Raw genomic sequence first — 14,615 nt, 5'->3', positions numbered from 1 at the left:
CTCCAGCGGATATCAAAGATGCGAGGATGGGGAAACGCCCACAGAAGTCATTCAATCACAATTTTTCTATCCCACGTTGCGTACGAGTTTTACTAAACAATATTAATCGGTGTTTCTCATTTTGACCCAAGCGTTGCATTTGTCACATCGATGTAACCGTGTGTTCCTTTCCACGTAGTTGTATACTCAATTTCGATTGGTCGAGAGAGATGTGGACCATCGGTCACGAACGTTTCAAACTCACCACCCTCACCAAGCACATGGACTCCATAGCGATCATTGAGTGTAGCGAGTTCTGACAATGTCTTAGTATCAAGAGTGCGTCCAAGCCATGAGGAATCAAGACCACGCGCTGCGACCTGAACAATGATAATCTCGAATCCTGCAGCAATCATATTTTTACCAAGTGTCATCGGATCGCGCTGCCAAAGTGGTGCAAAGAGTTCAATATCGAGTCGATCACACATTCCTCGTATTCGACTCGTCTGAAATTCACTCTCGACCGCCCCAGCAGTAACGCCGGTGATACCTCCTGTGAGCGTCTCATCAAGTTCCGCAAGTGCATTCTCAAGCGGCTCTAACTCACGGTCACCCTGTGTACTTGCGTTGACCGCACTGGATGCGTCGAAATCATCTGGATCAATCTCAATTAATTCAATTCCAGCGCTCTCAGCCGCAAGCTGAGCGAGTCCCGTTTCAGGAACATGATACATGTATGAGTCCTCACTTGGATGTACGGTGAGCAGATGTGTGACATCACGGTCATCCCCAAGCGCGCGATATAGCGCCCATGAGGAGTCCTTACCACCGGAAAAAAGACTTACCCAGTGATCAGATTGTTTATTATCGGACAGTTTCATGATGTAGAGTTTTGATTATAGTGGTTCATATTCAATTTTATTACTGTATTGTTAGTTAGATGAACGTATAATGTTTTATTTTGTTTGAATTCGCTATCCGGAGACAGTGCAGCGATCAGGTACTCATCAGTATTGTATTCCATTCCAATCACAATGCACTTTCTCACCACTATGATGTGTTGGCGGTCACAACCGGCGAGAAGGGCGTATGCGCTAAAAGACTACAGGCATAATACCAGTATCGGAAAGTAAGATATGTATCTATGATAAAGTTACGAGCGCATACCCCCGTCTTTAGCCGGGGGTCAAGCGGACAATAGCGTACACGTCCGCCGACGACGCCACGGCTGGATTTCCCACCGATTTACCGTCAGTAGTAACATTCTGTGACCCCATAGTGTGTAAGAAGGATGAAGACCACACGACACGCGACCTACAACCTCAACTACCACATAGTGTGGCTGCCGAAGTACCGCCACTCGGTACTCGTCAACGAGGTCGCCAGTCGTGTCAGATCCATCCTCCACGAAATAGCCGACGACAAAGGCGTCGAAATACTCGACCTCACCGTACAGCCCGACCCCGACCACGTCCACGTTCACCTGTTCGTCAGTAGCCCGCCCAAGAACGAACCGGCTCTGCTCGCCAACTGGTTCAAGGGCATCTCCTCGCGCAAGTACAACCACCGCTACGCCGACCACGACGGCGAGAAAATCGGATGGGCGAGAGGATACTACGCAGGAACAGCAGGGCACGTATCGAGTGAGACAGTCGACAACTACATCCAACAGCACAAGGAGGGCGACTCGTGACCGAACTCACGAAGACGCTCGAACTCAAACTGGTAGAGCCGAACGCCCACAAGCGGAGGAAACTCCGAGAGACGCGAGAGGCGTACCAGAACGCCCTCCAAGACGCTTTCGACGCCGGATGTACCACGCCACGCAAGCCGGAGCGAACGACGTTGTGGTTGACTCCGACCTGAGCGGGTACGCCAAGAACGCGCTCAAGAAGTACGTCCCGCAGTTGAAGACGACGTACAACGCGGGCGAACTTCACGACGACCACCCTGTCCGCTTCACCAACGAGGGACTACGACTCGACCACAAGCCCGAGAATGCAATCGAGTGGTACGTCAAAATCCCACACCACGAGGACTACCACCTCTGGATGCCAGCACAGCCGAACCCCGAACAGCGAGACTGGCTGGAAGCGTTGAACGCTGGTGACGCGGAGATGGGCGAGAGTCGGCTGTTCGAGCGGGACGGAACATGGTATCTCCACGTTACGGCCACCCGCGACGTAGAGGAACGCTCCGAGGTGTCCGCCGAAGAACGGACTCCCATCGGAGTAGACATCGGGGAAGCGTCACTCGTCACGGTGTGTCACCGCGACGACCACGGCTCTCCGACCTCGCCCGAACTGTGGGCCGACGAGGGCAAGACCGTTCGTCGGCTCCGCAAAACCCACTTCACTGCCACGCGACGGCTTCAGCAGCGTGGCAGTGAGCGTATCGCTGACTCGTTCGGGGACGATATATGGAACCAGATCGACGACGTGTTCCATACCGTCACCAGCGAGGTCGTAGAGTACGCCGAATCCGTCGAGAACCCCGTTCTCGTTCTAGAAGACCTCACGTACATACGCGAGTCGATGGATTACGGCGAGTACATGAACCGCCGTCTCCACGGATGGGGGTTCGCCAAACTCCACGCGCAGATACGCTACAAGGCCGTCGAGAAGGGTATCCCCGTTGAGACGGTGAACCCGCGCAACACGTCGAAAGAGTGCCACGCTTGCGGTGAGGTGAGGTAGGATATCGCCCACGACAGGCGACGTTCAAGTGTACGAACGACGCATGCTGGATGGGGGAGTACCAAGCGGACGTGAACGGCGCGATAAACATCGCAGACCGCTACCTCAGCGGAGAGAGCCATGCAAGAGAACACACGGACACGGATGGCGATGACTCGGCTGAGGATGGGGGGCGTTTGACCGCCTCCGCCCCACAAGACACCCAAGCCGATGCTACCCAGCAAGAGACGCTTGGGACGTATGCGTCTTGAAACCATAGGGCCACGCTCGGCCTGAAATCCCGTGGTGGGATTCCCGCGTCTGCAGGCGCGGGGGGAGGTCAATGAGAGTATCAGCGCTATTTATCTAAGGAGAATATTACATATATCCAAGATCGCGAAGACGTTCCATCAGATCTTCTTTATCCTGTGCACGACCAGCTCGTTCTGTGGTGTTCTCGACGTCCTGTAGCCATGCTGGTTCCTCAGTTGTCTTTTCTGTCGAGACCTCGCTGCCAAGTGAGCGGAATCCAGCGAAGTATTTAGGCGAAACCGGAACGTCATCAACTGTCACACCATTTGGGAGATCATCGGCACCGGTTGGCACGTATCCTTCATCAGGATATGCTGAAACGGTATCTGGGACGACGAAGTTCCAAAATGTTTGCCAAACGGCGCGTTCGTCAAACTGGAGGATTGGCTGAATGCGGTCATGTGGTGGATAAATGTCTGGGTCATGTCGCGATGAGAAGAACGTCTCCTCAGCACGGGCTTCTTGTTCATCCCAGCGAACACCGGAGATGACTCCGTCGACACCTTCGCTCTCAAGTGTGTCATTGAGTGCTACTGTCTTCAGAAGATGGTTGCCAACATATGTGTCGAGTAAGAATGGGAAGGTATCCTCTTCATACTCAAGCAAGTCGCGTACATGATGTTGATTGTGTTCTGAAAGATCTGAAACAGGAATATCATCGCCCGGTTCAAGATCATGCTCATCAACGTACTCACCGATGTCATTGTTACGAGCATACATCACATCAAGATCCCAGGCATCTGCCCATCGGTCAACAAAGTCATGTATTTCATCAAAGTGCTGGAAATGATCAATAAATACTGTTGGTGGTGTCTCAAGACCGTGCTGACGAGCCACTTCCTCAATGAAATACAGTGTCAGTGTCGAGTCTTTTCCACCGGTCCACATGACAACTGGATTGTCATATTCCTCAAGACCGCGTTTGGTTACCGCAACTGCTTTCTCAATTTTTGATTCAATCGTCGGATAGTCGGTTGCTGTCTCCTCGCTGCCATCGGTATAGTCGACATCGAGATATTCAGGGAAACTTTCCGGCATATGTATAATTACATATTATTACAGCTATTAAGTATCTTCCGTTAGAACGGTGAGAACACGAAGATCATTAACATTAGTACCAGTCGCCCCATCAGTTGACATCATCAACGTGGCATGGTTATCAAGGAATGAGTACGCATTATTTGCGTCGAGTGCTGCGCGAGCTGCTGATGGCTCGTTGATACTCGCAGCTGTTACAGTTGCCCCAGCGGCATCCGTTGGACCATCAAATCCGTCAGTATCAACCGCACAAACTGCTGTATTCGGGGGAAGTTCAATTGCTGCTGCGAGTGCAAACTCCTGATTTGGACCACCGGCTCCATCGCCTGTCACCGTCACAGTTGTTTCACCACCAGCTAAGACAGCTGCTGGAGAGTCAATTGGAATTTTGTTTCGCTGAATTTCCTCTGCAATAGCGACATGTGTTTTTGCTGCTTCACGTGCTTCTCCACGAATGGATGAAGATAGAATTAATGGCTCATAACCCAGGTCTGAACATCGGTTTGCTGCGGCATCAAGTGCGGTCATTCCGTCTGCAAGGATAATCGTTGTCGTCGAGTCAAATGCTGATGAGGACTGCTTAGATGGAGTTTCATCGATCTTACCGTCGGCACCACGTTGAAGATGCATACGAACTGACTCGGGCGTGTCAATAGCGAATTCACCGAGTGTCGTGAGTGCGTCTGCATATGTTGTCGAATCTGGCGATAGTGGTCCGCTAGCGACAACGCTAGGGTCACCTGATGTAACGTCACTAAAGATGAGACCAACCGTCTGAGCTGGAGTAAGTGCACGTGACAATTGTCCTCCCTTGATCGTCGAGATATGCTTTCGAACGGCGTTAATCCGATCAATCGGTGCACCACACTGAATTAGCTCCTGAGTTACTTTCCGTAGTGCAGGCTCATCGATACCTGCAATTGGTGCTGATAAAAGCGCGCTTCCTCCACCAGTAATCACGACGAGAGCAAGGGTATTATCATCGCAGTTACGGGCACAAGAACGAATCTGTTTGGCACCACTGATGTTTGAATTGGTTGGAAGCGGATGAGTCCCGGTAATAACGGTGATTGGGTCGGCATCTACAGGGTTATCTGTAATAATGACTCCTCCAGTGAGGTAATCATCAATTATTGTGGTGAGATATCGTGCAATGCCACCGGCAGCATTACCACCACCTAGGATAACCACTTCTTGATACTCCGATAGGTCGTATTGATTATTAGCAATCGAGAGTGTATCGCCCTCTCGTGTTATCATTTCGGAGAGAACCTGCTTAGGATGTGCTGCATTGACACCAGCAGTGACAGCAGCCATAGCACATTCTTTTGGTGTAGCTGATACGGGTGTCCCAGATGGAATTTGAATTGCGTCTGCTCCATCTTGACCACGCTGTTCGAACATACATCATCTTGTGTAGACAAGTGGAAAATACTCACCGGCTGGTGAGACAGAATGAGTAGAGCATACTTATTGCTGAAGATATCAGGAATTCACCTCCATACTATCACTATGCACAGTTCAGTATGAGGTAGTTTAATTGAATACAGTAACTCTTACAGCGGCTAATGAAGGATTCAAAACGAAGCGACGGGTTTGCAGGACCTGCAATAATCAATTAATCACTGATGAATTTATTATCGCGCCAGTCTACGCCGCCAGATCCACTCTCATCCTGTGATGGGTTTTCAACGACCTCAATTGTCGCTGGTCGCTCTTCGCCTTCGACAATTCGATGAGCCGAAAGGTCCTCATCTACCTCAGTAATTGCAGTGAGCGTCCCTTTTTCCGCAAGAAGCGCAATCTGACGGAAGACGCGAAACATCGGATGCTGGAGTGCAGTGTTTTGAAGAACCGTCTCTCGGTCACCTTTGAAACAAGCGAACTCAACGAGTTCTGATGGTATTTCCTCTTCTTCCTCATCAGTCCATCGCGGGTTGCCACCACGTGGTGGTTCCTCTTCATACACGCGATTTTCTGTAACACTTGCTTTCAGTTGTGCAGTTGGTGTATATTTACTGAGATTATCATCAGCAGCAACAGCTTTCAAAATGAGTGTGTTGTTTCGACGTGTTAATTCAATTGACTCAATCTCGGTGGGCAGGTCCGGGTCACCGTTTAGAAACGCTTCGACGTCTTCGAGTGGCAGTTCTAGTGTCGAGTGGAGTCGGTATACACGGCCTGACATAATTGCGTTTCGGGTACCCGTGCGAGATGGAGAAAACGCGACGTCGGTACCTATATAAATATATGAGTCCCGGACTTATATAATGTCCGAGAGAGATGCGGTCATATCTACTTTATCATGTCTGATTGTGCCAATAGATTGAAGAATTCTTGGGTATATTTCTGCGCATAATAATTACTGAACGGTCATTTTGCTAAGTCACTGATAATATAAAAATAAAAAGTAGTTCTTATTGGGAATAAGATGGATTATCACACATTATTTATATTCTCGGTGATAGAGCCGTAATAGACCAATTGTTGTCGTAATTGGACTCAGTCGTCAAGGTCAAGTGTATCTGCAAGATCCCCCCGCTCATCAAGTTCAGCGAGAATATCACTACCACCGATGAACTCACCATCGACATACGTCTGGGGAATCGTTTCCCAACCGCTATGATCGTCAAGTGCACTGCGATATTGATCAAGTGCAGGAAGCACATCGATAGTTTCGAACTCCTCAACGTGTTGTGAAATGAGATTGACTGCTCGTTGTGAGTACCCACACTGTGGCATCAATCGATTGCCTTTCATGAACAGGGCAACATCGTTGTTTGCGATTGTCTCATTGACACGAGTCGTGACCTCATCATCGCTTAATTCGGAATCAGGCTGAAACGTCATACTATATTATATGAAGTCGGATAACAAAGAGGTTGTGTCGAAATTAATTCAGATTTACTCAACTACCGCAGTTTATACAAGATAAGGAGAATACCCGCGTCTTCAGGCGCGGGAAGATGTCAACAAAAGAGAATCCAATAGTAATTGATATCAACTGAAACTGCGTACGGCGCTTCTCTCATCGAACTCGCTCACCTGTTAGGTCGCGTCGACTTCGACCTATCAGATATATCATGATCAGCATTACTGTCACTATCGACACGAACAACGTCAATCAGTGAATAAATAGGGACATCGGCGATCGAATCAACGCCCTGTTTATCAACAACAACGACACATGCGACAGGTCGACCACCGGCATCACGAATCGCTTCGATTGTTTCTCGCATCGTTGTACCGGAGGTGATTGTATCATCAACGACGTAGCAGTCACGGTCACGGATCTGTGCAAAATTCCGTGAGAACGACCCACCAAGTTCATCAATGTCACCTTCGTTCCACTGGTGTTTTGCAGGCGCATACGATCCAAGGTCTGTATCAAGTTCCTGAGCAACAACCGTCGAGAGTGATGCACCCGCTTTTTCAATTCCAATCGTCAAATCGACCGCCTCACCTTCTTTCATTAATAGATCAGCCATTGCTCGTCCAATGTGTGTGAGCCGTTTTGAATCACGTCCAATAGCACTCCAGTCGACATGGATATCGTGTGCTTCTGTTGGCTTGTTTGATGATGGTGATTGATTATCATCGCCTGGGTCACTTCGCTCGACAAGCCAGCTAGCCGTTTCTCGAGAGACATTTAATTCATCGGCAATCTCACCTTTGGAGAGTCCTCGCTCGGCAAGTTCGGCTGCATTCTCGATAAGATCATCAACGTTCTTCATATGCGCTGAGTTGCACGGCTGTTTTTATAGTGGTGTCGTCATCATCAAATGCATCGATAAAGTTTGAGAGTGGATATACATCGGTGATTAATGCATCAATAAACCACTCTGGAAACGTGCGGAGATCATCGGTCGCTGTCTCAAAATGATCAGCATTTGAATTTACACTACCGATGAGCGCTTTATTATGTAAAACAAGTTCATTGTGGAGTGCGCCGCCGTCAATTTCGAAGGTTGATGACTCAGGAACACCAAGCAGCGCACCGACACCATTCGGTGCGAGTGCATCAATCGTTTTGAAGGCATGTGGTGCATGTCCGGTTGCTTCACAGACGAAGTCCATCGATTCATATGCAGACGGAATCGTGTCGACAGGTGTTTTCCGAGAGTCAATATACGTCGCACCCAGCCGTTCGATGATATCAATCGTCGGATCCGGTCGGTCACGACGTCCAAGACAGTAGCATCGCTCATAGGTATCTGTTGATGTAAGGTGAGCGAGCATCAGTAGTCCAAGACTACCATTACCCAAGACAAGTGCCGATGTTGGTTCCCAATTGAATGATGACCGCGAAGTCATTGCCAACTCAATGGCTTTATTCACGACTGAGAGTGGTTCAATGAGAAATCCAACGCGAGCCAATGACGGAGGAACTGAAACGAGATATTGTGCCTGTGAAGTGAAGAACTCAGAGAAATAACCATGAGACCCAATAATACCACGTTCATAATATGATTCCTCGGGTGCCATGTCCGGTTCGCCACGGTCGAAGTACACAGAGCCTCCATCTGGTGGGCGCCGGACTATTGGCGCTACAACCTCGCCACGCTCAAAATCGGTTGTTCCCGGGTCTTCGACTACGCCGACCGCCTCATGTCCGAGAATAAGATGATCCTCACCATCGGGATACTCACCATAGGATCCAGCAAGTATCTCATGATCAGTGCCATCAATACCAACGCGGAGTGTTCGGACCAATGCCTCACCTGGTTCTGGCTCAGGTCGAGGCTTTTCAATACAGATTGGTCCCTCAGAATCGCGTGAGACTGCAATAGCTTGCATATGTGCATGAGACAGCCAGTGTACAAAAGATTTCTTTTATTCTGAGTAAAAATTGATATTGCATATATCTACTCACTCATAGATCCAGAAGCGACATGTCACAGTGTCAATTCGGTAGTTCGGATTCAGTCGCGGTGATGGTATTATGACTGTTCATCGATTTCATCAACAAGTTCGTTCGCACGTCCAGTGTATCTCAATGGTGAGAGTGCCTGGAGTTCTTCACGAACAGATTTTGAAACTGAGAGTGACTCAAAAAGCTCCTGGAAGTCTTCGAGTGTGACGTCTTCTCCTCGTGTAAGTTCCTTAATACGTTCATACGCATCTACATCGCCCTCACGTCGAAGAATAGTTTGAATTGCCTCTCCAATCAACTCTGGATAGGATTCAAGCTCTGACTGCATTACTGTTTGATTCGGGACTACTTTCTGTAGACCATCAGTCGTCTTTTTATATCCGATTAATGCATGTGCAAAGCCAGCGCCAATATTACGCTTAACAGTTGAGTCTGAAAGGTCGCGTTGAAGTCGCGAATTGGTGATGTAATCAGCGAGGAACCGGAGATCAGAGGTAGCTTTTGAGAGATTCCCTTCTGCATTCTCAAAATCAATTGGGTTGACTTTATGTGGCATCGTTGATGACCCCGTTTCTCCAGTCGTTGCTTCCTGACCAAGATATCGATCAGAAATATACAACCATGCATCACGGTCAAGATCAACGATGATATCATTTACTCCACAAAGCGCATCAAATAATGTTGCAAGGTCATCACAAGGGTTAATTTGTGTCGTTAATTCTATGTGTTCAAAACCAAAATCGGTAACAAATGATTGTGCAAACGCTTGCCAATTAATATCAGGGTAAGCAGCCGTATGAGCAGCATATGTCCCTGAGGCTCCAGCAAGTTTGCCTGTGAGTTCACTGTTGGCATTTGTAATCCGACCAATAGCTGTTCCAACACGCGTTGCATAAACCGCCATCTCCTTGCCGAATGTAGTCGGGGTTGCTGGTTGTCCGTGTGTCTGAGCTAACATTGGTGTATCTCGATATTCCTGTGCAAGCGATGTCAGTTCATCACGAAGTGATTGTAATGCTGGCACAAGCACGTCTGACACGCCTGAACGTATCAAAAGCCGATGAGACAGGTTGTTAATATCCTCTGAGGTGAGCCCGAAGTGGATCCATGGGTGGATATACGATGGTGTCTGTATCCGGAGAAAGTATTCAATCGCTTTGACATCGTGGTTAGTCGCGCTGTATCCGGCTGCGCCATTAACCTCAAGTTGTTTGATCATCGCAGCATCATCGCCGTCAAACGAGTCAAGAGTTGTCTCGAGAGTATCACGGTCAGAGTTATTTAACGAGAATGAGACTCCATCAAGCGCATCAAGCGCGTACAGATATTCAATCTCAACACGGAGTCTAGCATGCATCAGTGCTGCCTCACTTGTATGTGAGACAAGCGGCGCAGTCCGCGCTGAATATCGCCCATCAAGCGGTGAGACCGCTGCAAGTGGGTTATCACGAGAGAGATCGTCCATATGCTGAGATGCCGGTGGTATCTCAAAAAGGATGTCGATGCTGCTAATATAGCATATCGTGAAGTCCCTCGGGGACAAGCCCCGACTCCGACTCCGAGGCTTCCCTAGTGAGGCTGCACTGCCCCGGCAAGGGAATTTCAGTCATCCCGACATTTTCCGTGAGGAATCGGCTGGAAGTCACACCCGCACACGCGATGTGTCCGTGGGAGTGGGAGCCGGTCACTCCACCATGACCATGACCTGACCCTGACCCGGTGAAACCCCCACCCGCCCCCGTCCCCGTCGCACCGCCAGTGACGGATGGTGACAGGGGTTACATTTCCAAACTGTCGCAGCCAGCAGTAGATGAAAATGAAGATCGGTAATCCGTCTGTGAGATTTTCTGGCTGTGTTCTTTTATGACCTATGTAGCGTCATCAGTGTGTATGTCGGCTTCACCCTCTCGGTCTCGGGGTCACATCAGTACAGTATCAAAGCCCCGACTCCCGACTCCGGACTCCGAGGCACTCGCCTTGATATCTGTAGACTCCTTGATATCAGATTAACATCGTAGCTATGAGAGACATCCTAAACATGTCACTGACAATTAACACCAACAGTCATTATAGAATACAAGGAGAATACCCGCGTTTGCAAGCGCCGAAGAATGCTGATCACTCGTGACCTCCTCCCCGTGGTAAACGATGGGGCTTCCCACGGTACCGTACCGCACCGCACCGCTCCGCTGGGGTGGGGTGGGATATTTGCTGGGTGACGACTCGTCGGCATGACGAGCCGATGGCGGAGCCGAGCCACACCGCCGTTACTCCTATCCCGGCAGGGGACTCGGAGTTATAGTTATCTTCACCGAGACACCACAGCGGTTCGAGAGGGTGTCTCGAACATTCTGGATCTCGGAATCCCGATATTGTGCAATTGGGTGGGCGGTGGAACCGCCTCGGTGTATGGCATGTTATGGACCGATGCGAGTTACATATTCGTATCGTCGTCAGACTGTAGTTTGTAGCAGAGTTGTCGGATTCACGCCCGGCGTAAACGCCGGGATTCTCTCTTTGAAGAAAGATAGATAGTCGATTGATGTGGCTTTTTATATACGTCATGACGAGACCGGAACTGACTTACAACCTGCGTGAACTCCGACGATTATGCCCACGATTGCCGGTTTAGCGAGTAACCACGGTCGAAATCTACTACACATCGCGGATCAATCGCCTGGAGACGCGACAATCGGAGTGATTGTGACAAATGATGCAGACGCGCCCGTGCTTGATGCGGCTTCCGCACGTGGCATCCCGACCGCCGTTATCGAACGTCCAGATGAACAATCCAGAGAAAACCATGAACGGCGTATTCTTGATACGCTTGCACAGCACGATATCGATATTATTTGTCTTGATGGATATATGCGGGTCCTCACTGAGACGTTTATTGAATCAACACCACCAGTGTTGAACGTCCATCCGTCACTACTTCCAGCATTTCCAGGATTACATACACACGAACGAGTGCTGGAGGCAGATGTTCGGATCACAGGATGTACTGTGCATCTTGTCACGGAAGCCGTCGATGAGGGTCCGATCATTACCCAGGAGTCCGTCCCAGTTCGAACCGATGATGATGTTTCCACGTTAAAAAAGCGGGTGCGTACGAAAGCGGAGTTCGTTGCATATCCGCGTACGATTCGGTTGTTTAGTAATGATAACATCGCGATCGATGGTTCTGAAACGCCACCATCAGTTTCTGTCGACGGTGATGATAATGACCAGCTCCCTGAGGAGAGGCATGTCTCAAGTAATCGTATAGATACACTGCGGTATGGGGAGAACCCACACCAAGCAGCTGCTGTATACGGCGATATGGGTAGTGCTGAACCAAGTGTTGTGAGAGCACCGCAGCTAAATAAGGGGGCAAAAGCGCTCTCATATAATAATTATAATGATGCTGATGCTGCATTACGACTCGTACAGGAGTTCGAAGAGCCAACTGCAGCAGTAATCAAACATACAAATCCTGCAGGATGCGCGACTGCTGAGACACTCGCGGATGCATACGCGGATGCACTTGCCACTGACCCGATGAGTGCATTTGGTGGCATTGTTGCGTTGAATCGAGAGTGTGATGATACAACTGCTAAAGCAATTATTGACTCATTCAAAGAGGTAGTTGTTGCTCCAGGGTATACTGACAGCGCAATTGAGTTTCTCAAAGAGCGTGAAGACCTTCGGGTTCTTGAAATCGACTCTATGAGTGACTCTCAGGAGACTCATCAACAACGCTCAACGATATCTAAGCCGCTTATTGGAGGACGGTTGGTGCAAGAGCAGGATACATGGGCGCCGTCACGAGATGATCTTGAAGTCGTAACGAGTGTTGAGCCAACAGAAGAACAATTAATCACGATGGAATTTGCATGGCGTGTATTAAAACATGTCAAATCAAATGGAATTGTGTTGGCGGATGGAACTGAGACCAGGGGTATTGGAATGGGACAGGTATCGCGTGTTGATGCTGTTCGATTGGCAGTGATGAAAGCCACTGAGCATGCGGAGAATGGTGGACCAGCAGGCAGCGTCATGGCTTCTGATGCATTTTTCCCATTCCCCGACGGTGTTGAAACCGCTGCTGAGGCTGATATTGAGGCTGTGATTCAGCCTGGCGGGTCTGTAAACGATGATCAGGTGATTGCTGCCTGTGAAGAACAGGGTATACCGATGGTCTTTACCGGTCGGCGCTGCTTCAAACACGATTAATGATACTAGATTATCATGCGCACAGGCGAATAGACCGCAGGATAGAGAGAGTATAACCTGAGACGGTCATCGAGTGGAATCCTCTTTGGATTTATCAATAAATAAAGTCGTAATGGGTTTCAATTGGCATGCAGAAATATCCTATATGACCGTCACAATCGTCGGCTCTCAGTTAGGAGACGAGGGCAAAGGCGCGCTCGTTGATCTATGGGGAGGCGGCGCCGATGTCGTCGTACGATATCAGGGCGGCGACAACGCAGGTCACACCGTTGTTGAAGACGGTGATGAGTATAAATTGTCGTTGGTGCCAAGTGGTGCAGTCCGAGACAAAATCGGCGTGTTAGGCAACGGCTGCGTAATCAATCTTAAGACATTATTCAGTGAGATTGATGACCTCCGTGACCGCGGACTTACACCTGATGTCCGCGTCGCTCGTCGTGCACACGTCATTATGCCATATCATCGGGTTCTTGATGGGATTGAAGAAGACGCTAAATCAGACTCCAATCTTGAGGCTGGGACAACCGGTCGTGGGATTGGACCAACGTATGAGGATAAAGTAGGTCGACGGGGAGTTCGGATTGGAGACTTACTCGATCCGGCTGTCCTTCGAGATCGACTTGAATATGTCGTTCCACAAAAGCGTGCACTCGCCGAGAGTATATTTGAGGTAGAAACAGACGAAGCGTTTAATATTGAATTCCTCTTCAACAAGTATCGTCAACTTGGGGAGCGACTAGTCGAGGAAGACATGACAATTAATGCAGGCGAGTTTCTCAGCGAGCGTCTTGATAATGATTCAGCAATTTTATTCGAAGGCGCACAAGGGACATCGATTGATATCGACCACGGAATTTACCCATATGTTACATCATCAAATCCAACAGCAGGTGGAGCAGCAACTGGAACAGGAATCAGCCCGACAGTTATCGGTCGCGGTGAGGTTGTTGGGATAATCAAAGCATATCTATCGCGGGTCGGAACTGGACCGCTTCCAACAGAACTCACAGGTACTGATGAGCCGCTTGCAGATCACATCCGAGAGAAAGGTGGCGAATTTGGAACAGTGACCGGGCGTCCCCGACGAATTGGGTGGCTTGATATTCCGATGCTCCGACATGCAACGCGATCGAATGGGTTCACCGGGCTTGTAATAAATCATATCGATGTGCTCGCTGGACTTGATGAGGTCTGTGTTGGGCACTCATATGATCTCAACGGCGAAGAGCAATCTACTATCCCAACTACGACGGAAAAATGGGCAGAGTGTGAGCCGAATCTTCGATCATTTGACCCATGGGATAGTGTTGCATGGAGCGACGTTGCAAGTGAGGGATATGAGGCGATTCCAGCAAATGCACAACAGTATCTTGAATATCTCACAGACGAACTCGATACCCCAATTTATGCGATTGGTGTTGGACCGGATCGCGCTGAGACGGTTGAATTGATCAACCCATTTACTACTACTGATTAGTAACGAATTCAAAAACCCGTAGTCTTTTTACCGACGCAATCTTCGC

Annotated in this window: 11 protein-coding genes and 1 pseudogene; 4 read left to right on the top strand and 8 right to left on the bottom strand. The window is 49.2% G+C overall.

Annotation, left to right across the window (positions count from 1 at the left end; genetic code table 11):
* Positions 1–116 precede the first annotated feature (116 nt).
* Complete coding sequence (locus J07HQW2_RS13660; protein ID WP_021056159.1) at positions 117–860, bottom strand: diphthine--ammonia ligase; 744 nt, start codon at positions 858–860, stop codon at positions 117–119.
* 410 nt (positions 861–1,270) lie between these two features.
* Here J07HQW2_RS13660 and tnpA point away from each other — a divergent pair, with 410 nt between their 5' ends.
* Positions 1,271–1,672: an IS200/IS605 family transposase gene (gene tnpA / locus J07HQW2_RS13655; RefSeq protein ID WP_048075308.1), complete on the top strand. Its 402-nt coding sequence runs from the start codon at positions 1,271–1,273 to the stop codon at positions 1,670–1,672.
* Positions 1,669–2,926, top strand: a pseudogene (locus J07HQW2_RS13650) (RNA-guided endonuclease InsQ/TnpB family protein). The gene tnpA and the pseudogene J07HQW2_RS13650 overlap by 4 nt, the downstream one beginning before the upstream one ends.
* Positions 2,927–3,032: 106 nt before the next feature.
* Here the strand turns inward: J07HQW2_RS13650 and J07HQW2_RS13645 are convergent.
* The 7 genes from J07HQW2_RS13645 to purB all read right to left on the bottom strand — a co-directional run bounded on the left by J07HQW2_RS13645 (position 3,033) and on the right by purB (position 10,342).
* Positions 3,033–4,004 carry a phosphoadenosine phosphosulfate reductase family protein gene (locus J07HQW2_RS13645; RefSeq protein WP_021056155.1) on the bottom strand — a complete coding sequence of 324 codons (972 nt, stop codon included), beginning with the start codon at positions 4,002–4,004 and terminating at the stop codon, positions 3,033–3,035.
* Positions 4,005–4,031: 27 nt separating this feature from the next.
* Positions 4,032–5,408: a glycerate kinase type-2 family protein gene (locus J07HQW2_RS13640; protein ID WP_021056154.1), complete on the bottom strand. Its 1,377-nt coding sequence runs from the start codon at positions 5,406–5,408 to the stop codon at positions 4,032–4,034.
* Positions 5,409–5,622: 214 nt separating this feature from the next.
* Complete coding sequence (locus J07HQW2_RS13635; protein ID WP_021056153.1) at positions 5,623–6,192, bottom strand: DUF7110 family protein; 570 nt, start codon at positions 6,190–6,192, stop codon at positions 5,623–5,625.
* A 314-nt stretch (positions 6,193–6,506) separates the two neighbouring features.
* Complete coding sequence (locus J07HQW2_RS13630) at positions 6,507–6,854, bottom strand: glutaredoxin family protein (RefSeq protein WP_021056152.1); 348 nt, start codon at positions 6,852–6,854, stop codon at positions 6,507–6,509.
* Between the two features lie 191 nt (positions 6,855–7,045).
* On the bottom strand, positions 7,046–7,738 hold the full coding sequence (gfcR, locus tag J07HQW2_RS13625) for a transcriptional regulator GfcR (protein ID WP_021056151.1): 693 nt from the start codon (positions 7,736–7,738) through the stop codon (positions 7,046–7,048).
* Positions 7,725–8,801, bottom strand: a complete 1,077-nt coding sequence (locus J07HQW2_RS13620) for a glucose 1-dehydrogenase (RefSeq protein WP_021056150.1) — start codon at positions 8,799–8,801, stop codon at positions 7,725–7,727. Before J07HQW2_RS13620 ends, gfcR begins: the two co-directional genes overlap by 14 nt.
* A 143-nt stretch (positions 8,802–8,944) precedes the next feature.
* Complete coding sequence (purB, locus tag J07HQW2_RS13615; RefSeq protein WP_021056149.1) at positions 8,945–10,342, bottom strand: adenylosuccinate lyase; 1,398 nt, start codon at positions 10,340–10,342, stop codon at positions 8,945–8,947.
* 1,145 nt (positions 10,343–11,487) lie between these two features.
* Between purB and purN the strand changes: the two genes are divergently transcribed.
* Positions 11,488–13,092 (top strand): phosphoribosylglycinamide formyltransferase, encoded by a 1,605-nt coding sequence (purN, locus tag J07HQW2_RS13610; protein WP_021056147.1) that lies wholly within the window; start codon positions 11,488–11,490, stop codon positions 13,090–13,092.
* A 145-nt stretch (positions 13,093–13,237) separates the two neighbouring features.
* Positions 13,238–14,569, top strand: coding sequence for an adenylosuccinate synthase (locus tag J07HQW2_RS13605; RefSeq protein ID WP_048075307.1), 1,332 nt, complete (start codon positions 13,238–13,240; stop codon positions 14,567–14,569).
* Positions 14,570–14,615 lie beyond the last annotated feature (46 nt).

Origin of the sequence: Haloquadratum walsbyi J07HQW2, assembly GCF_000415985.1 — an archaeon.
Lineage (GTDB): Archaea > Halobacteriota > Halobacteria > Halobacteriales > Haloferacaceae > Haloquadratum > Haloquadratum walsbyi_B.
This window is presented reverse-complemented; position numbering and strand designations above follow the sequence as displayed.